Annotated in this window: 19 protein-coding genes; 9 read left to right on the top strand and 10 right to left on the bottom strand. The window is 65.8% G+C overall.

The features are described from left to right. Positions 1-50: 50 nt before the first annotated feature. The 3 genes from AC1RLZ_RS21530 to AC1RLZ_RS21520 are packed head-to-tail and all read left to right on the top strand — an operon-like array spanning position 51 to position 4,756. Positions 51-329, top strand: a complete 279-nt coding sequence (locus tag AC1RLZ_RS21530; protein ID WP_371425651.1) for a metal-sensing transcriptional repressor — start codon at positions 51-53, stop codon at positions 327-329. Between the two features lie 21 nt (positions 330-350). Beyond that, complete coding sequence (locus tag AC1RLZ_RS21525) at positions 351-1,562, top strand: efflux RND transporter periplasmic adaptor subunit (protein ID WP_493190262.1); 1,212 nt, start codon at positions 351-353, stop codon at positions 1,560-1,562. Continuing rightward, on the top strand, positions 1,562-4,756 hold the full coding sequence (locus tag AC1RLZ_RS21520) for an efflux RND transporter permease subunit (RefSeq protein ID WP_371425655.1): 3,195 nt from the start codon (positions 1,562-1,564) through the stop codon (positions 4,754-4,756). The genes AC1RLZ_RS21525 and AC1RLZ_RS21520 overlap by 1 nt, the downstream gene beginning before the upstream one ends. A gap of 24 nt (positions 4,757-4,780) precedes the next feature. On the opposite strand, the gene AC1RLZ_RS21515 is transcribed toward AC1RLZ_RS21520, so the two are convergent. Genes AC1RLZ_RS21515 through AC1RLZ_RS21505 form a run of 3 tightly spaced genes read right to left on the bottom strand, consistent with a single transcriptional unit; the run spans position 4,781 to position 6,516 of the window. Continuing rightward, a complete protein-coding gene (locus AC1RLZ_RS21515; RefSeq protein ID WP_371425657.1) occupies positions 4,781-4,966 on the bottom strand; it encodes a hypothetical protein in 186 nt (61 codons plus the stop codon). A 2-nt stretch (positions 4,967-4,968) separates the two neighbouring features. Further along, the gene (locus AC1RLZ_RS21510; RefSeq protein WP_371425659.1) at positions 4,969-5,565 is read right to left on the bottom strand and encodes a hypothetical protein; all 597 of its coding nucleotides are present in this window, start codon (positions 5,563-5,565) and stop codon (positions 4,969-4,971) included. Between the two features lie 6 nt (positions 5,566-5,571). Next, complete coding sequence (locus AC1RLZ_RS21505; protein WP_371425661.1) at positions 5,572-6,516, bottom strand: hypothetical protein; 945 nt, start codon at positions 6,514-6,516, stop codon at positions 5,572-5,574. A 93-nt stretch (positions 6,517-6,609) separates the two neighbouring features. Here AC1RLZ_RS21505 and AC1RLZ_RS21500 point away from each other — a divergent pair, with 93 nt between their 5' ends. The 4 genes from AC1RLZ_RS21500 (at position 6,610) to AC1RLZ_RS21485 (ending at position 10,591) form a co-directional block, all read left to right on the top strand. Further along, positions 6,610-7,008, top strand: coding sequence for a hypothetical protein (locus AC1RLZ_RS21500; protein WP_371425663.1), 399 nt, complete (start codon positions 6,610-6,612; stop codon positions 7,006-7,008). Continuing rightward, positions 7,005-7,673 carry a hypothetical protein gene (locus tag AC1RLZ_RS21495; protein WP_371425665.1) on the top strand — a complete coding sequence of 223 codons (669 nt, stop codon included), beginning with the start codon at positions 7,005-7,007 and terminating at the stop codon, positions 7,671-7,673. Before AC1RLZ_RS21500 ends, AC1RLZ_RS21495 begins: the two co-directional genes overlap by 4 nt. Before the next feature lie 81 nt (positions 7,674-7,754). Further along, positions 7,755-9,488 carry a hypothetical protein gene (locus AC1RLZ_RS21490; RefSeq protein WP_371425667.1) on the top strand — a complete coding sequence of 578 codons (1,734 nt, stop codon included), beginning with the start codon at positions 7,755-7,757 and terminating at the stop codon, positions 9,486-9,488. Further along, a complete protein-coding gene (locus AC1RLZ_RS21485; RefSeq protein WP_371425669.1) occupies positions 9,485-10,591 on the top strand; it encodes a site-specific integrase in 1,107 nt (368 codons plus the stop codon). The genes AC1RLZ_RS21490 and AC1RLZ_RS21485 overlap by 4 nt, the downstream gene beginning before the upstream one ends. Before the next feature lie 828 nt (positions 10,592-11,419). On the opposite strand, the gene AC1RLZ_RS21480 is transcribed toward AC1RLZ_RS21485, so the two are convergent. The 6 genes from AC1RLZ_RS21480 to AC1RLZ_RS21455 form a co-directional block, all read right to left on the bottom strand. Further along, the gene (locus AC1RLZ_RS21480) at positions 11,420-11,701 is read right to left on the bottom strand and encodes a hypothetical protein (RefSeq protein ID WP_371425670.1); all 282 of its coding nucleotides are present in this window, start codon (positions 11,699-11,701) and stop codon (positions 11,420-11,422) included. Positions 11,702-12,118: 417 nt separating this feature from the next. Continuing rightward, entirely contained in the window at positions 12,119-14,536 is a 2,418-nt protein-coding gene (locus tag AC1RLZ_RS21475) for an AAA family ATPase (protein WP_371425672.1), read from the bottom strand. A 201-nt stretch (positions 14,537-14,737) separates the two neighbouring features. After that, a complete protein-coding gene (locus AC1RLZ_RS21470; protein WP_371425674.1) occupies positions 14,738-15,499 on the bottom strand; it encodes a metallophosphoesterase in 762 nt (253 codons plus the stop codon). Between the two features lie 8 nt (positions 15,500-15,507). Further along, a complete protein-coding gene (locus AC1RLZ_RS21465; RefSeq protein ID WP_371425676.1) occupies positions 15,508-16,050 on the bottom strand; it encodes a hypothetical protein in 543 nt (180 codons plus the stop codon). A 168-nt stretch (positions 16,051-16,218) separates the two neighbouring features. Beyond that, positions 16,219-16,794 carry a hypothetical protein gene (locus tag AC1RLZ_RS21460; RefSeq protein ID WP_371425678.1) on the bottom strand — a complete coding sequence of 192 codons (576 nt, stop codon included), beginning with the start codon at positions 16,792-16,794 and terminating at the stop codon, positions 16,219-16,221. After that, positions 16,794-17,120, bottom strand: coding sequence for a hypothetical protein (locus AC1RLZ_RS21455; protein WP_371425680.1), 327 nt, complete (start codon positions 17,118-17,120; stop codon positions 16,794-16,796). The genes AC1RLZ_RS21460 and AC1RLZ_RS21455 overlap by 1 nt, the downstream gene beginning before the upstream one ends. Positions 17,121-17,241: 121 nt before the next feature. On the opposite strand from AC1RLZ_RS21455, the gene AC1RLZ_RS21450 reads away from it, so the two are divergent. Both AC1RLZ_RS21450 and AC1RLZ_RS21445 read left to right on the top strand, forming a co-directional pair. Next, positions 17,242-17,532, top strand: coding sequence for a hypothetical protein (locus AC1RLZ_RS21450; RefSeq protein WP_371425682.1), 291 nt, complete (start codon positions 17,242-17,244; stop codon positions 17,530-17,532). A gap of 149 nt (positions 17,533-17,681) precedes the next feature. Then, a complete protein-coding gene (locus AC1RLZ_RS21445; RefSeq protein ID WP_371425684.1) occupies positions 17,682-17,948 on the top strand; it encodes a hypothetical protein in 267 nt (88 codons plus the stop codon). Between the two features lie 151 nt (positions 17,949-18,099). Here AC1RLZ_RS21445 and AC1RLZ_RS21440 read toward each other — a convergent pair whose 3' ends face one another. After that, on the bottom strand, positions 18,100-18,858 hold the full coding sequence (locus AC1RLZ_RS21440) for a COG4705 family protein (RefSeq protein WP_371425686.1): 759 nt from the start codon (positions 18,856-18,858) through the stop codon (positions 18,100-18,102). Positions 18,859-18,867 lie beyond the last annotated feature (9 nt).

The raw sequence follows: 18,867 nt of genomic DNA, 5'->3' as shown, positions 1-18,867 counted from the left end.
GACCGAGTGGGCGTCGTGCGCAGAGGAGCCTCCCGCGGAGGTCTGTCATCATGGGCGAAAAGCATCTGCACGACAGCCACCCGGACATCGTCAAGCGGCTGAAGCGCGCCGAAGGGCATCTGCGGCGCGTCATCGAGATGTTCGATGAGGGACGGTCCTGCGTCGATCTTGCGCAGCAGCTTCATGCCGTCGAGAAGGCGGTAGAAGAGGCCAAGCGCACCCTGATCCACGACCACATCGATCACTGTCTGGACGCGGCGACGAACGGGAAGGGGCGGCCGACCGACGTTTCCCTCGCCGAATTCAAGTCGATCTCGCGATACCTCTGACGCCGGATCCAGGAACAGCCAATGGCGCTCAACATCTACAGGCTCGGCTTCACCGTCGTCGTATTCGCGGCGGGCGTCGCGTTCGCGACGCTGGTGCTGCGTGTTCCGGTAAGCACGGGAAAGACCGACGCCCCCGTCGCATCGAAGGCCGAAACCAGGACATCGGCGTCCGACAAGGGCGAAATCCCTGTGGATGACGAGCGTATCCAAGCCGCGGAGATCGTGCTGAGCGACGCCGGTCCGGGGACCGTCGCGAAGAGATTGGTGGTGCCGGGGGCCATCATTCCCGATACCGATCGCATCGCGCGCGTGACCGTCAAGCTGGCCGGCACGGTCTCGGAGCTCCGCAAGAACATCGGCGACGAGGTGGCGCGCGGCGAAATCCTCGGCATGGTCGAAAGCCGGGAGGTGGCCGAGGCGAGGAGCGAATATCTGGCTGCGAAACTTTCCGACGACCTCCAGCAGGAGCTGACGGGCCGCGACAAGGGACTTGCCGAGGGACGCGCCATTCCGGAGCAGCAATATCTCAAATCGCGCAGCGCGGCCGCTCAGAGCCGCATGCGTTTCGACATCGCGCGTCAGAAACTCCTCGCCCTCGGTCTCGACGAAGCCGAGGTCGCCGCCACCCCCACGGCGCCGGATGGTACGTTGCGGCTCCAGGCCGTGCGTTCGCCGATCGCGGGACGCGTCGTCGAGCGCAAGGTCGAGATCGGTACTGCCGTCGGGCGGGACAGCCAGTCGCCTGAACTGTTCGTCATCGTGGATCTGGGCAAGGTCTGGATCGAGATGACCGTCGCTGCGAACGATCTCGCGAGCGTCCATGAGGGCCAGACCGTCCGCATTTCCATCGCCGGCGATGCCGTCGTGGGGACTGCGAAGGTCAGGTTCGTGAATCCGGTGCTGGACAAGGAAACCCGGTCTGCGCGGGTCGTGGCGGAAATCGACAACCCGGACCGGATCTGGCGGCCCGGCGCGTTCGTGACGGCGGCGATCGCCGTCGAGGAGCGAGCGGTGCCGGTGGTGGTGCCGATGACTGCCGTCCAGAGCGTGGCGGGCCGCAACGCCGTCTTCGTTCGGACCGCTGACGGCTTCCGGAAGCGGGACGTCGTACTCGGCCAGCGCGATGGCGCGTCGGTCGAGGTGGCGTCCGGCCTGAAGTCCGGCGAGCGGGTCGCTACCTCCAACTCGTTTTCGCTCAAGGCGGAGCTTTCCAAGCCGACGGACGAAGACTGATGATCGAACGCATCGTCGAATTCTCAGTCCGCCGACGTTGGCTGGTCCTGTTTTTGGTGCTCGCAGCCACGCTGTCGGGAATCTGGTCCCTGTCGCGCCTGCCTATCGATGCCGTGCCGGACGTCACCAACGTCCAGGTCCAGGTGAACGCGGTGGCGCCCGCACTGACGCCGCTCGAGATCGAAAAGCAAGTGACGGTCGCGCTGGAGACGGCGCTCGCCGGAATCCCCGGCATGGAAGCAACGCGATCGTTCTCGCGCAACGGCTTCGCCCAGATCACCGTGGTCTTCGCGGACCGCACCAACATCTATTTCGCCCGCCAGATGGTGACCGAGCGCATCAACGATGCGAGGTCGCTTCTGCCGCCCAACGTGGACGTCCGCCTCGGGCCCATCTCGACGGGCCTCGGCGAGATCTACTGGTGGGCGGTGGAGTACGAAAAGCCGGGGGCGAGTTCGCCGGTGCGCGACGGCCAGCCGGGATGGCAGAGCGACGGCAGCTATCTCACGCCGGAGGGTGAGCGTCTGGCCAACGACTTCAATCGGACGGTCTACCTGCGCACCGTGCAGGACTGGATCATCCGACCGCAGATGAGGAGCGTGCGCGGCGTCGCCGGCGCGGACGCCATAGGCGGCTTCGTCAAGCAGTTCCAAGTCCAGCCGGATCCGCAGAAGCTGATAGGGCTGGGCATCACGCTGGACCAGATCATCACCGCCATCGAGAAGAACAACGCGAGCCGCGGCGCGAACTACATCGAGCAGAACGGCGAAGGCCTTGTAGTGCGCGCTGCGGGGCGGGTCGAGAATGCCGACGACATCGCGCGGATCGTCGTCAGCACGCGCGGCGGAGTGCCGGTGCGCGTCCGGGACGTCGCCGAAGTGGTCATCGGTCGCGAATTGCGCACGGGCAGCGCGAGTGCGAACGGGCGCGAAATCGTCCTGGGAACGGCCCTGATGCTCGTCGGTGAGAACAGCAGGACAGTCGCGGCGGCCGCCGCCGCGAAGATAGACGAGATCAACAAGACGCTGCCATCCGGCATCCGGGCGCGGACCGTGTTGAACCGCACCGAACTGGTCGATGCGACGATCCGGACCGTGGCGACCAATCTGGCGGAAGGCGCCTTGCTGGTCGTGGCCGTGCTGTTTCTGATGCTGGGCAACTTCCGGGCCGCACTGGTGACGGCGTGCGTCATCCCGATCACCATGATGATCACGGCCACCGGCATGCTGGGCGGGCGCATCAGCGCGAACCTCATGAGCCTGGGCGCCCTCGATTTCGGCCTCATCGTCGACGGCGCGGTGATCATCGCGGAGAACAGCCTGCGGCACTTCGCGGAGCGTCAGACCGCGCTTCGGCGGACGCTGACCCGGGAGGAAAGACTGGAGACCGTCTCGGCCTCCACGATCGAGATGATCCGCCCCACGGTCTACGGACAGGCCATCATCATCCTCGTCTACGCACCGCTTCTCGCCTTCACGGGCGTCGAAGGCAAGACCTTCGAGCCCATGGCGCTCACCGTCATGATCGCGCTGGCCGTGGCGTTCGTCGTGTCCCTGACCTTCGTTCCGGCCGCCATCGCGATTACCATCACGAAGCCGGTGCGCGAGGAGGAGAACTTCATCGTCCATGGCCTGAAATCGGCCTACGTCCCGCTGCTTTCGCGGGTCATGGCCCGCCCCGCGCCGGTCGGGGTCGCGGCGGTGCTCCTGTTCGCCGGTGCGCTGATGCTGTTCACGACTCTCGGCCAGGAATTCACCCCGACGCTGGACGAGAAGAACATCGTGATGGAGGTGAAGCGCATTCCCAGCACCTCGATCACGCAATCGCAGGCGATGCAGCTCCAGATCGAGAAGCTCGTCAGCAGGATTCCCGAAGTGGCGTTCACGTTCTCGCGGACGGGCACTCCCGATCTCGCCGCCGATCCCATGCCGCCCAATGCGTCGGACACCTACATCATCGTGAAACCGCAGAAGGAGTGGTCGGATCCCTCCATGACGAAACAGGACCTGATCGCGAAGATCGAGGCCGAGGCGGGCAAGCTGCCCGGCAACAAGCTCGGCTTCTCCCAGCCGATCCAGATGCGCTTCAACGAACTGATCGCCGGCGTCCGCGAGGATCTCGGGGTCAAGGTGTTCGGCGACGACTTCGGCGCGATGCAGACGGCCGCGGCCCGCATTTCCGACGTGCTCCGGACGGTGGACGGCGCGGAGAGCGTGAAGGTCGAAGAGACCGCCGGCCTGCCGTTCCTCGAGATCCGGATCGACAAGGCGGAGATCGCCCGGCGCGGGCTGAATCTAGCGGACGTCCAGGACGTCATCGAGACCGCGGTCGGCGGCCGACCCGCCGGCCTCGTCTTCGAGGGAGACCGGCGGTTTCAGATCCTCGTCCGTCTGAACGACGTGCTCCGCAACGACGTCGATGCGATCCGAAATCTGCCGGTACCGTTGCCTCGCACCCGCGACGGCGCCACGACGGCATCGGTCCCGCTCAGCGCCATCGCGACGTTGGAGCAGACGGACGGCGTCAACCAGATCAGCCGCGAGAACGGCAAGCGGCGCGTGGTGGCGACGGCCGAGGTGCGGGGCCGCGACATCGGATCGCTGGTTGGCGAGGTGCAGGCCAAGGTGGCGGAGCAGGTGAAGCTGCCGCCGGGAAGCTATCTGGCATGGGGCGGCCAGTTCGAGAATTTCGCCGTCGCGCGGCAGCGGCTGATGCTGGTCGTGCCGGGCTGCTTCGCGCTGATCTATCTGCTTCTGTTCGGTGCGCTCGGGTCGTTAAGGGATGCCCTCCTTGTCTTCAGCGCGGTGCCGCTGGCGCTCACGGGAGGCATCGCCGCGCTGTGGCTTCGGGGAATGCCATTCTCCATCTCGGCCGCCGTCGGATTCATCGCTCTATCGGGCGTCGCGGTGCTCAACGGTCTCGTCATGCTGACCCGCATCAGGCAGCTGATCGGCGACGGAATGCAGGTCGACCAGGCCGTGCGTGACGGCGCCCTGACACGCTTCCGGCCCGTCGTCATGACCGCGCTCGTCGCGTCGCTCGGCTTCGTGCCGATGGCGCTGGCGACCGGCACGGGTGCGGAGGTCCAGCGGCCCCTCGCGACCGTCGTCATCGGCGGACTGATCACGGCGACGCTGCTGACGCTCGTCGTCCTGCCGGCGCTCTATGGCCGGTTCGGTGGCGCGAAGCACTGACCGGTAGGATTAAAGGGCATCGCATCATTCGTCGGTCTCGCCGCCCGGCGGTGCGATCCCCATGAGAGCCTCGAGCACGTCGTCCGGCAGGTCCTCGACCGCCATCGCGAATACCACGTCGGGCGAACCGCAAAGCGGGCAGGCGTGACCGAGGTGGTCGTATTCGTGCTCGCCTGAGTCGGCGCAGGCGGTGCATCTGAAGCGCGCCATGCTCACTCTCCCTTGCGGGGCTGACTATCCGCTTCGACGAACCGGTCGCCGGCGCGGTCGTATTGAAGGAACAGCGTGTGCCAACGCCCGTCGACGAGCCTCCGCTCGACGTGAAGGTCCGGGACTTCTCCCTCGGCCGGAGGCCGTTGCTCCGCATGCGCGTCGCATCGCGTCGCGACCCAATCGCCGGCGCGGAGCACGCCGGCATCGCCGCACACCTCGCAGGTCGTCGCGCTGCGGGCCTCGGCCAGGTCCACGGCCTCTTCTACGCGCGCGGCAGCCTCCGGCGACAACGATCCCTCCCAGCGGATGCGCACGGTGCCGTACTTCTCGCTGATCTGCATCACCCGAAACGAGCCGCCGTGCAGGCGGACGGCCGCGCGGATGCGGGCGCACGCGCGCTCCAGCAGGTCGCGCCAGCCGTCGTCGACGGCGGGCAAGCCCGGCGCCGCCAGCGAAGCGCCGACGGGATGGAAGATGTCGGCGTAGGATTCGACGAGCTCGAGACGCCAATCGGGATGCGACCGGGTTGCCAATTCAGGTTCCCCCACGCTCGAGCTGTTGCCACTCGTCAAGAAGGTTTCGAAGTTCCGCAGCACCGTCAATCATGCCGATAAAACCTTGTAGTCGGCCGTGCGATCCGGAAGCGGTCCGGCCGTTGGCTCGACCCTCGTCTCGACCCGGCCGTCGGGGACGACCCGCAGGACGCCGATCGAGTTCGCGCCGAAGAGGGCGAGCAAGTCGACCGCGCGAGCGACCGACGGATCGGGCGTCGAGGGGGAGAACAGGAAGTAGAACCTCGGATAGAAGGTCGCGAGCGTGAGATAGGCCGGAAATACGCCCTCCAGATATCTCAGTTCGGACTCTTCGTGCCCGTCCAGGATGAACATCTCCAGGCCAGCACGACGCTCGGCGTCGGGCGTCAGGATTTCGAATCCTTGATCCGAGGTGAAGAAGCGCGAGGTTGGCCGGCGCTTCACCGTCGTCCCGGAGCCCCATATCGGAGCGGCGTGCTCGTTGAGCGCGTGAAGCATGAAACCCCTCTTCAGCTCCCGAGCCCGCAGGACCGCCATTCCCCGGGCCGAGCTTTCGGGACTGGGCCGCACGGGCTTGGACTGCCGCGCTTCCGCGGCGGCGGAAAGCACGCCGAGCCGTTCCCGAAGCTGGACGAGAGTGATCTCGCCAGCCTTGAGCTCCGTCAAAGATTTCACTCCCAAGGCGCGATCCAGATCGTAGATTCTCGCCGCGACCTCGGCTGCGTTGAATACCCGCGATACCAGAGCGTCCCGCGGCATGCCTTCCGCTTCTGCGATCGCCCTCAACCGGTCCAGCAGAACGACGTAGCGGCGAAGGACGCCCGCCGAAAGCTTCGTCGCCTCGCTCGCCGCCTTGCGCAGGCCTGCCAAGTCCGCGTCCGCACCCGCGGCCAGAGCCTTCGCAAACGTCTCGCCGAGGACGAACCACGGCTGCCCTCCATCCCTAGCCGCAGACAAGCCGCGGCGTAAGTCCACGAAATCGTTAACGGAAATTAACGACGATTCCTGTGCCACCGCATCCTCCATTGACAAATTAGCATATAACATGATTTCTCTTCTAAATCAGCAGATCAAAATTTCAATTTGCTAAATCAGTAGGAGACTCTAGTGAAGCATCCAAGCCAGCATAAATCAAACCTCATCACGGCGCCGTCCGAAGGCGAGAGGGGCGCGATCGCGTCGGAGTCTTCCTTCTTGCAGCTCAGCGAGATGTTGAAACTGTACGGGGCCGCCATCGCTTTTTCCCAAGAGTTCGGCCCCATCAGTTTCCCGAAAATCCGTCCAATTGAGCGGTTGCGCGGAGACACTTCGAGGCTTGGCCGGCGCGTCCGCAGCCACGCCCCTTCGCATGAAACCGACTCCGAACGCCGCAGGCACCGCCGGTGCGCGGATCGCGCGACGCCTCACGGTTTCCGCCGGTCGGCGGCAACTCTGTTCCATCACGGAGCGCATGCCGGCGACAGCGTCGGCCGCAAGGACTCCGGATCCGAGGACCAGAAGTCATGATGGGCAAAGCGAGCATGTCCGCGATCGATGAACGCACGGCGACCTACCGGTCCCCTGCCTTCCACCGCGCCGTCGCCGACGCGCTCGCGCGCAGCGCGGCCGATGTCGCCATCGTCTCCAATGCCTTGGTCGATGCGGGACGCATGTCTGCCACCGCCGCGGCGACGCACGCCGTGGCCCGCGATGCGGCATACCTGATCGCCGGAATGGCCGGTCGGCAGCGCTACCCCGCATCGGTGATCCGGGTCACGGCACGCATCATGGCGATGGAGCTGCAGTCCGAGGTCGGGCAGCGTCCCGGGGGCCGCAAGCATGGGCGCCAGCCCTGTCCGGCGGCGACGTTCGGCGACGAACTGGCGAACGTCTTCACCCATTCGCGATCTGCGGCAGACGACGGTCGCGATCGCACCTTCCCGTTCATGACGGTGACCTGGACCGAGAACGGAAGCGTGCTGTTCGGTACAACCGAATACGGCGGACCGAATGCACCGAAGCGCTTGTACTGCAGCACGCCGCTACCGGCCCCTCCCGGTGAGGGCAACTGGGACTTCGTGCAGGTCCCCAAGGTCGGCGGTTCCCTGATCTCGCCGCCGTCGATGGCCGCCTTGGCCCGGATCATGGGTGCCGTCGCGGATGGCGCCGACGATACCGCGGACAAGCCATAAGATGAACCTCCGCCGCCACAACGCACCGACGATCTCGGCCGATGCTCCCGATGCGCGCCAGCGCGGTCGGAGGGCGTGCCGATGACGCGTAGGCGCGCGGATCCCAAGACGGCCCATCTGCCATTGATCGGTTTCCGGGAAATCGAAGCGGGCAAGATCGAGCTCGCGCGCGCCATCCTGGCGGTCGGTGAAGACGAAGCGTTGCCCGCTTTGCAGGTGCTGACGGCGATGAACCGCGCCAAGGTGATTGCGGAGCCGCTGCCCTATCTCGCGGTGCGCGAAGATCCCACGGAGGACGGCGCGATCAGGCGCGTCATCGTGATCAGGCACAACCTGCCCCGCCGCGTCGAGAAAAGCACGGAATTGGATGCAGGCAAGCTGACCACCGAAATGCTGGAGGACCAAGAGAACTGGCCGCCGGCAGCGTCGAAGAAGATCGACGAGTACGCTGAAGACCGCCGCTTCCGCCGACAAGCCGCCACGGCGCCTCAGGACATCCGGATCGCGACCGTGCTCAAGATGTACGTCAAATTGCGGGACCCGAAAAATATCAGTCCCGAAGCGCAGGAGCTGCGCGAATTCGAGGCCCGGCTGGGAGGCGAGACCAGCCCGTGGACCGGCTTCGTCAACGCGACCAACTTCAGCGCGCAGTTGATCGAATATTTCCAGGACGGGACACTCGGGCAGATCAACAAGAACACCGGCAAAAACTACAAGACCCATGTCCAGGCCAGACCGAAGAAGCGCGGCGGCGTCGACGACGAAGGCAAGACAATCGCCGTGCCGCAGGACAGCAGCGTCGATGCCCATCTATCGCTGTTCAACGTCTCGCTGACCTGGTTCATCCGGGAATACCAGCCGCCGATCCGGATCGAGTTCGACAAGCCGGTCGTCGAAGTGGGCGACCCGATCTGCGTGTCATGGGAGGAGATCCGGCGGGCCATCATGTTCTGCCTAGGGTACATCTGGAGCGGCACCGGATACGTCACAGAGAGCAACTTCCGCGACGGAAAATGGCAGGAGGTGCTCGCCCGACGGCCGTTGGAGGAATACGCGAAGTACCTGCCTCTGATCCGCTTCCTGATCATCTACTTCCTAACCGGAACGCGGTTCAAGACGATCCTCAAGCTCGGCTTCCACCCGATGAACTTTCGCGGCTGGATCGACCTCGATCGCGGCTGGATCAATCGCAACGGGCGAAAGAGCAAGCGGCATCGCGCGAAACCCCGGGAAGCCTCCCAGCTCATTCCGCTGCTTCTGAGCATCTTCAGCGCCTGGCATACGCACGACGAACAGCAGCGCCTCGACGGCAAATGGAAGATCCGGCCCCGCCGCCGCCGTAAGAACGCTCGTCCGGAGGAGATCCCCGAGGACGGCTTCTTCGTAGTCCACGACGGGATGGGCAACCCGATGCCCCTCAAAACGGTCCAGACGCTGGTCACCGAGGTGTTCGAGAAGGTCGGCATCGAGACGACCGGACACAAGCTGAAGGCGGGAGGCGTCACGGCATTCCACGACGCCGGTTTCAGCCTCGCCCAGATCTCGTTCTGGTTCGGGACCACCGAGCGGGTCCTGGAGAAGCGCTACCGTAAGCTCAAGCAGGCGGAGGCGACGTTCGGCATCAGGCCGCCGCCGCCGGAGCCCGCCACGATCACCTTGTCCCAGCTTCTGGACCCGCACAACAGACTCGGAAGCTGCCCCATCCCCGATGCCCGCCTGCTGGAGGATACCGCGCCATGCCGAGAAACCGTCACCGTCCCCGCCGCGACAACTCGCAGCCCCGCCCGGCACCGCTCCTCCGTGATCCCCGCGTGACGACGGGCGACGTGGTCTTCTTCCTCCAGCGGGAAACCTGGGCCGGGATCGTCGGGAGACACTTCGGGGCGATGGGTGCCTCGATCGTCGTTCTGGCGGCGACCGCCCGGATAGGTCCGGTCGCCGCCAGGAACATCCTGCTCGACGACTGGGAGACCGGGCAGATCTCCGTGCCCACTCGGACCGGACAGCGGACGCCCATCCTCCTCCCCATCGCACGGGAGATCGTGAGGCGGTACCTCCCCCTCCGCCCCGAAAACGCCGGTCCGTGGTTGTTCGTCAACGGCGAGGGCAACCAACTCTTCCATACGGACGTCGATCGGGTCTTCGAGGCGCTGGGACGGCAATGCGGCATCCCCGGCACGGTGTTGCCGCGCAGATGCCTCCAGTATTTCGACCGTTGCTTCGACAACGAGGACGACGACCGCGCAGCCGTGGTCGCGCTGTCGGGATGGCGCAACCGCGCCGTCGATTCGGAGGTCACGAAACAGGAGGTGGTCGACGCCGCCGCCGACGAAGACCGTCTTCGCGGCGTGCTGGACGACAATCACCCGTTCGCCGGCGCCGCCGCACAGTTTCTCGGCGCCGAAGGAACGGCGCTGGCGGCCGAGACTCAGGCCATCTTCAGGTCGCAGGACCGGGTGCCGAAGGTCTTCTCGCCGGTGGTGCTGACCGACCCGGTCTGCATCGCCCTGCACCGGACCGCATGGCCGCGCCTGGGCAAGAAGACCCTCCGCCTCGAACTGAAGGCCGCCTACTTCGACCACATCGCCGAGTTGCGGAAGGCCGGCCTGATCAGGATCCAGGACATCGCCTACCTTTTCAGTTGTGCTGCCCGCACCGTCGAAAGCTGGATCCAAAAGAGCAAGGCGAGGATGGAGGCCGACCTCGAGGAGGAGCGCCGCTGGATCGCCGAGGCGCCGCAGATGTATCTCGAACGCCGCCGCGGCGAGAAGCCGGCTCAGTTCCACAAACGCCTGACGGCCGACCACGACTGCAACCTCAGCTTCATCCGCCTCATGAACATCCTTACGATCGCCGACGTGCTGAAGCCGAGGAAGCGGTCGAAGCCGGCCGCCGCCGCCCCCGCTCCCCACCCGTAACGACCGGCGCCGCCACCGACCGATGGCGGTGATCACGCGCCCGGCAAAGGTCGTTCTCTTCCCAGTCCAGAAAACGTGCGGTCGCCCCATGCGGGCGGCCGCGGGCCGCGGGACGTACGGATGGCGGGCGGCGCCAGCGCATTGCGTCATTTTCCTTTGCCACAAAGCGGCCACATTTAAAAATTTTTACATAGACGAGTGGCGAAACCGTCGATCCGAGTGAAGAAATCGGACGCGAAATAAAGACGTCGGACAGGATCGGACGACATCGGACCGGTCGAAAGCGGTATCATGATGGCGAAAAAAGGCTTAAAAGGGTCAAACCAGTTCCTGAGTCCGAAACTTCTTTTTTCTAGTAAGTTATTGATATTAAAGTATTTTATTGTTATTCATCCGCCGAAAGTGAAGGCCCGAATCGAGCGGTCTTCCTTATCGGACGGGATCGACTGCGGTCCGGTCCGATCGGTCGATCATGGTCGTCAGGCGAAGACCGGAACAACGGCCGGTCGTCGAACGGCACCGGTCGAGACCCTTCCCGAAAAGCGCCTCCGTCACCGCAACAGCCGTCGACGCTTTTCCGAAAACCCAAGATATCTTCACAGATGGCTGCCGAAGAGTACGACGACCGGCCACCACGGTCGTCCGGGTGGCCGGCGCGCGATGCACGACAAGACACAGGCCTTCCGGACCCGCGGCGTGGCCGCATCTGAACGGCCACCGACGCCAGCGACGGACACGCCTGCGCGCCGACCCGAGGCCGGCGGTGCCAGCCTCACGGTCGGCAGGATGGCGCTTTCCGGAGAACGGGTCGGAAATGATGCGTGGAGCTCAACGGCTCCCGTCGATGCCCGCTCGGCGTCGCATGGCGGCGATGTCGGCGAGGTCCGCCAGATACTTTTTCCCCGCCGGCGGCGCGGGCGCCATCGATGTCGGCACCGCGCCATGCAGCGGCTCGCAGACGGTCAGGCTGCGGAGAGCCAATCTAGTAACAAAAAATTTACCAGCGATTTGGGAAATAGGGAGGCGCCCATCGCGCGCCGCCGTCCGCAATGACGTCTCGGTTAAAAATCCATCAGGCCAGTAGAGCGCGGCAGCCTCGGCCAGCGACATAAGTTCATCTTCCTGCCACATTTGGGGAGATGGCCTAGCCTTCACCCTGTCGAGCCTAGGAGGCGTGCCCATGTCATTAGGTCCTATGCCGGAAGGTCGGAACCGAGGAGAGTCCTGCTAGGAGACAGGTAAGCCGCGGGCCCGGCACGGATGGCACGACAAAAGCCGCCGCCGGCAACGGAAGGGCAACAACACGTGTCGACGTCAACGATTCCGTCGCCGCCCCTTCTCCACCTTCCGGCGGTGACGGCAAGTCGATGCGGAACATGCGGTCGAGCCGGCCCGACCCGACGATCGCGGGTCCGCATGAGGCGACAACGCCGGTTGCTCCGACGACGATCGCGCTCTTCCGCGCGTGAGAGCCATGGTCTCTGTCGGGCCGCAGTTGCAGGTCGGATCCTTGTCCCACACCCTCCGTCACGGCACGTTCTCCCCATGCGGCGGAAGCCGGCCTTCTCCGGACACGGGTGTCGTGCCGCTCTTCGGGGATGCGCCGGGCGCGGACGAGGTCCGGCGATCCGCCAGCGGCTTTCTTGGAATACCACCCGGTCGGTTGGACTCCGCCATGAGCATCGCGACTGCATGGCCGTCGATCCGTCCCTCTGCCAGAAGGACCTCCGTCACCGCCTCCAGCGCGCCCCGGTGCCGCTGCAGGAGCGCTCTGCAGGAGTCGGCCGCCTTGGTCAGCTCCTCGTTGGCCGCCAGGCGGACCTCGGGATAGGAGAGCAGCTCCGGAGTGTTCTCGCGGGCGGCGAGGAACAGCAGCGGTCGCGTCCCGGCGAGACCGACCGAGCCCGCCATTGCGGCCGCCATGCTGCCTGCGATTTCCATGTCGGAGCCGGCGACGCCGCCGGATCCGTGGCCGCAATTTCCGCACATGAGGATCTCCGCCGTCCGTCCCGCCAGCAGGACCTGGATGCGGCGCGAATAGTCGTCGTAGGTGCCGGCGGTCTCCTTCGATTCGGTTCGGACCACCCGCCCGCCGACACCGCGCGAGGGCGAGATGGTGGCGTGGATCCCGGCGGCGCCGTTGAACAGGACGTCGATGATAATGTGCCCGGATTCATGGATAGCCGTGCGCCGGCGCAGCGCCTCCGGCCGGTTGTCTTCGCCCTTCACGATCGTCAGGAGATCCTGCATGGCCAGCGGCCGGGCGCCGTCGTGCCTGGCGAGCCGCCGGCCGTCGTTGACGATGCGCTCCACTTCGGCACCGGAGCCGCCGAGCGCGCGCTCGCAGACTTCGCGGAGGTCGGCGTCGACCAGGTCCGGACCCAGGCGAACCCTGAACATCTTTTCCAGGTCCGCGAGGCCCGGCAAACCGATCTCGATCACGGGGTTGAAGCGGCCGGGGCGGACCAGCGCCGGATCGCAGCGGCGGACGTCGTTGCAGGCCGCGACGAAGAAGATCTTCTCGTTTCCTGCAAGACCGTCGATTAGTTCCAACAGACCCGACACCACCTCGATGACGTAGTCGGCGTGATCGTGTCGGATTTTATTCCTATCAGGAAACGTATCGACCTCGTCAATGAACAGCACGCAGCCGGAACCGGAGCCGCCACCTTGAGATGTGTTCGCCAAATCCCTCGCTTTCTGGAAGTCTTGCCGCATCGCCTTTAGTAGGTCTCCGAGATGCCCTTGGGATTGCCAGCCGGCTAGAGAGGCGGTGACGATCGGAAGGCCGGCGGCGCGGGCGAATACCAACGCGAAGGTCGTCTTTCCGGTGCCCGGCGGTCCGTTCAACAACACCTTCGACGAGACCGCGGACCAAATTCCTACGTCTCCGCGCCTCCAAGAATTCAGATCCGCGATGGCCGAACGCGCCCAACTTACCGCGGAGTCCATGCCGTGGAGCTCGTCGAGGGACAGATCGCGCGAGTCCCGTTTGACCGATTTGTCCGCGGCGAGCCGGCGCAGGCGTGCGACGCAGTCCGAAGGCGACCGGTCGAACCGGACGGCGAGCGAAAGAGAGGCCGGGTCCGTCGCGGAAACGGTGGCGTCGTCGAGCGCCGTCCGGCACGTCCGGCCCGTCACGGCCTCGATGGTGCGCACGATGGTGGCCGCGTCGAGGGGCGGAATCACGACCTTCTCCGCGAAAGCCAGTCCAAGGCCAGAGGGCAGATAGGAGGCGGCGCGCGGGGAGAACACGAACACCGGCACCGCCAGCGACATCGCCTCGAGCACGATGCGCCGGTGGCCGTCGGCATCCTTCGCCTTGACGGGCTCCTTGGCGACCAGATAGATGGCGTCGCATTCGCCGTGGCGCAGCCCGCCGGCGCCAGAGATCTTCACGCAACGCGCCGACCCCGGCAGGACGACGTCGCTCCACTTGCGCCCGATCCGGTCGAGGATGTCGCTATCGGCGACGTCGACCGTCACGACGGGAGAACCGTTCCGGATGGATTCCGCGAGCCCCGGGTGCGCGTCGATCTGCCGGGCGAACATGAGACGCGCGGCGACGTCGACGGCTGCCACTGCCTCGATCTTCTGCCCGCGCGGTGAATCCGGAAAGTCGTCGTCTTCGGCGGGGGGTCTTCGCAGCGCCGCGAGGGGATCCCGCGCGCCGGCCTTCTTGCCCATCGATTTGCTCTTGGTCGGCCGGGCATCGAGCTCCTCGATGTCGGTCGTGCCGAGACGGCGCGCCGCGGCGGCGGCCATCTTCTTGCGGTAGACGGCACAGGCCGCGGCGTCGCGGCGATGGACCGCTTCCTCGAGCGGGCCCATCGCCGGCATCGGGTCGGCGGTGGTCACGGCCGTGCCCGGGGTCGCCTTCGTGCGGCGGCCTGCCGCCGCATCCTTGGTCTTCTTCCGTCTTCCGATGTTTTTCAGCCTGGTCATCTCGGTCTGTCCTGCGTGATGGTGTGGAAGGCCCGCTAGGGCGGATGCACCTGCGGGTAGGAGGCTATGGCGGAGGGCTTCGTGGGTCGGGGCATCGGTCTCTCCATGGTGGCGGTGGTGGTGGCGTTCACGTCGTCGGTGCTGGCCCGCTAGGGCGGATGCACCTGGAACGAGAGGAGTATGGCGAGGCGGTTCGTGAAGTCAGTCATCGGCGATCTCCATGACGAATGCGGGGTCGAACGAGCTGCACTCGCCCGGGTATCCGCGCGGATTGCTGACCAACCTGGTCGCGTTGCGCCGCAGCCGCATCGGGTGATGGGTGTGTCCCGAAACCCAGGCTGCCGGACGGTGACGGTCGACAAGCGGCAACAGCTCCGAGGCATATGCGGCGCTCAGAAGGGACCGCTGATTCACCGGCGAAACGGCTTCGAGCGTCATGCCGTGATGGGATGCCACGATGACCGGCCCCGGATGGACCTTCGCAAGTTCGGCCTCCAGGAAATTGCGGGACCGCAGATGCAGCGCCGCCGCTTCCTGCGGCCGGAAACGCTGCCATGGATCTTTGCGCCAGCGGATACGCCTGTGGTCCATCATGCCGTCGCGCGCGCTGCGCATCGCAGCCTCACGTAGAGCGGGACCGAATAGGCAGTAGTCTGTCCAGAGCGTGGCGCCCACGACGCGCGCCTTGCCGATGGTGACGGCGTCGTCGGAAAGCAGGTGCACTCCCAACTGGCGGGCGCGCTCGCGTCCTGCCTCCAGTTCGACCGGCAGCTCGGTCCCGTAATATTCGTGGTTGCCAGCCACGGTGACCACTTCGGTGCGGGGAAAGGCGTCGCGCAGCGTCTCGACGGCGCGGGAAAGGCCTTGGCAGGTGTCGCCGGCGACGATCACGAAGTCGGCGCCGTCAACCGCGCGCGGCATCGCCGCGGAGCCGTAGAACTCGATGTGGAGGTCCGACATCATCTGCACCCTCACGTCAGGTCCTCCCCGGCGTCGCCGTGACGGTGCGCGGTGCTGGCCTTCATGAGGCGGACGCGTTCGTCGAGCTCCGGCCAGGCCTCGCGGAAATTGTGCGCCAGCCAGGACGTGGCGAAGCGGCGACGGTCGACCCTGTCGATGGGCATCCGCCGGATGAGGTTGGACATCACCAGCGCGGCGCCGGCGCTTCCGCGCAGCACGTTGTGCAGGAGCACCGTCATCGTAAGGTCGGTGCGGATCGTGACCTGCTCGGGGATGGTCATGCTAAGCGCCAAGCCGATCGCGCTGGCGGCATCGCCGGCGATCGCCAGGCGCCAGACGTCCATGGTCGACGACGTTCGGCGCATGCACTCGCTCACGGCCGCGCGGTGGTCGCGGTGGAAGCGGTGCGCCGGCACGGAGCGCCACAGCAGGTGCGCGTGCTCCCAGTCGGCCGCGGTCTCGCCGAACAGGTGGGCGGCGATCGATTTCGGCCTCGAGAATTCGAGGGCGCGACCGGCATCGCGGCGAGGCTTCTTCTTGTCTTCCGTACGCATGACATGGCTCTCCCGTTCGCACCGAAGGGCGCGTTGCAGCCCCATCGGGCCGAGGTTCAGTTCAGAGTTTTGGGTGGAAGGGAGCGCCTCCTCAGAGGCGCTCCCCGTGCCTCGCCAAGCCGGGCCATGCCCTGCCTCGCCGGGCCACGCCCCGCCGAGCTGCGAATTTCATTCCTTGCGCTCCTCGGCGAGATAGGTGCCGAAGGTCGGCCTCCAGTCGCCGAGCCCGCGCGTGAACCCGGCCGTCATGAAGGTGTCGATCACCTCCGCCCTGTTCAGGAGGGTGGGGAGGAACATGACGTCGAATTCGACGGCCCAGCTATCGAAGCGGGCACGCGTCCGGATGGTCCGGGCGCGTCCGACGCGCACGGTGGTGCGGAACACGAAGCGCTCGTCGGCGCCGAGTTGGTCCAGATCGCGCGGTCCGTCGAATTCCAGCAGCGCGGGCCGGTCGATCTGGATGCCGGCCGTCGCTTCCTGACCGCGGGAACGCGCCTTCGCGGCGGTCTTGAAGGAACTCATGAGCGCCTCCTGCGGGATGCAGAGAAGGCCTTCGTGGGTCCAGAGCCCCCCGTGCCACTCGATGCGCGAGATCTCGAGGTGGTCCGCGGTCGTCTTGCTGCGTTTGGACGTGATCTTCGTCAGGCGCGCGCGGATGGGATCCAGCGGATCTGCCAATCGCGAACTGTGCATCAGGAGCGGCCGCGTGCCGGTCAGACGCATGGTGATCTTCTCGGCGGCCATCACACCATCTCCGCGCGGGTCGGATCGATCAGCGGGGAGTCGACGCGAACGGACTTCACGTCGGCGCGCAGCGGCGTCGTCAGGGCGTAGCGACGGGCGCGGAGGAAGGACGTCACCTCGCGGTGGCAGGCCGAGCAGAGCGACGTCAGGTCGCCATCGATTTCGCATCCGAAGCGGTCGTAGACGCGATGGTGAGACTCCAGCGTAGCACCGTCGGCTGCGGTCGCCGGGCACAGGCGGCATTCGAAGCGAGCCGCTTCGAATTCGCGAAGCCTGGCCGGATTGGTGCGCCATGCGTTGGATTGAATGTAGTCGGTGTAGGTCATCGGCCCGCTCCCTTTTCGTTGGGAACACCATGCCTCGCCAAGCCGCCGTCGTCAACTTATTCTTCTCAAAATGGGAATGATAAAGCTTGCTAACCTTAACGATCCCTCCTAGAACAGTCGCATGACAGACACCACGCCACCTCCCGAACCACTTATATCCGCGGCCATGATCCGCGCCGCGCGGGGACTTTTGAATATTTCGCAGACAGGGCTAGGGGAAAGTCTGACGCCGAAGGTTTCGCGGCGCACCATGTCCAAGATCGAGACAGATGCACCCGGGAGACCGGATCAGCGACGCCGCGATGTCTTGCAGGCGATCCGCCAATATCTGGAGAGCGAACGGATCGAATTCCTGTTCGGAAACGATGAGATCGAAGAGGGCGTGCTCAGGAGAAAGCTACCAATCGCGTAGGGCGGGCAAACTGAGAATGCCGGAACGCCTACTCGTCACCGTCTCGTCGAGCCCGGCATCTTTGATCGGTGACGACCCCGACGCCTCACCGTCTCAATTGCCGCGCAAGCCTGTCCGCGGTTAATGTCGGTGCAGCGGATCGATCAGCCATGGACCGGCCGAGCAACATCATTCCCTTTCCCCGAAAGCCGGCGCCGGTGCCGGCGAGCGACGACGACCACGCGCGCAGGATGATGTTGAACGCCGCCGCGTTCGCCTGGATCCTCATCGTCGTCGGCGGCGCGGCCTGGACCTTCGAGCTGCTCGCGACCATCCCGAAGCGCGAATGCAATTTTTCGGTGCGGCGGCCCTGCTCGTCGACGGCCCAGCGTGGGGTCGCCGCTTCCTTGGACGCATCCGGTGGGTTCGCCGACTGAGTTCGACCGCCGAGCCTCTGCGTTGGTTCACGCGAGAAGACGCGTGCCCCGGCGCGCTTTCCGGATCGCCGGCTTCTCGCAGCAGGATGCCGCGGGTGGGAGGGAAGCCGGAAGACAGCAACCGGCCTGTCGCGAACGCTCCGTCGAACACTCAGGCGGGATGCCGCCCCGCGCGCTTGGGGAGCAGCGCGATGCACGCGACCATGAACGCGGCCAACACCGCGGTCGCCGCATATCGGCTGAGGGCGAGGCCGCCGTCGGCGAGGGGCTTGTCCAGGAAGTCGCCGACCGTCGCGCCGAGCGGACGCGTCAGGATGAACGCTGCCCAGAACAGCATCGTGCGCGAGACGTTCGTCCTGTAGTAGGCCGCCACGACCGCGACCAGCGCCGCTCCGAAGACCAATGCTCCGCCGCCGTATCCCAGTCCCGTGGAGTCGGCCATCCAGTCGCCTAGCGCGGTGCCGAGGGTCTGCGAGAACATGATGGTCGTCCAATAGAACGCCTCGGCCTTCGGCGTGACGACGCTTTCCACCGACACCGTGCCGAGGGTCCTGTACCAGACCGCGAGCGATAGGAGCAGGAGTGCAAGGAGCAGCGAGCTGCCGCCGAGATAGCCGATGCCCAGCGAGCGGTCGACGTAGTCGGCCAGCGTCGTGCCCGCCGTCGTGGTGGCCACGATAACCGCCCAATAGAGGAACGGGTGGTACCTCTTGACGCCGATCTGGGCCGCCACGGCGGCGATGAACAAGCTCGCAAAGATAGCGGTGCCGACGAGGTAGCCGAGGTTCATCGACATCGTGACCGCGTCGCCGCCGGTCTCCCCGAGCGTCGTCGCCGCGATCTTGATGATCCAGAAGCCCAGCGTGACGGCCGGAAGCTTGCTGGAGGCGTCGTCGTATCGGTCTTGCATGATGTGCTT

Source organism: Tardiphaga sp. GW822-FHT04G09, from assembly GCF_058800725.1.
Note: the sequence above shows the minus strand (reverse complement) of the source record. Positions and strands in the feature narration are given on the sequence as shown.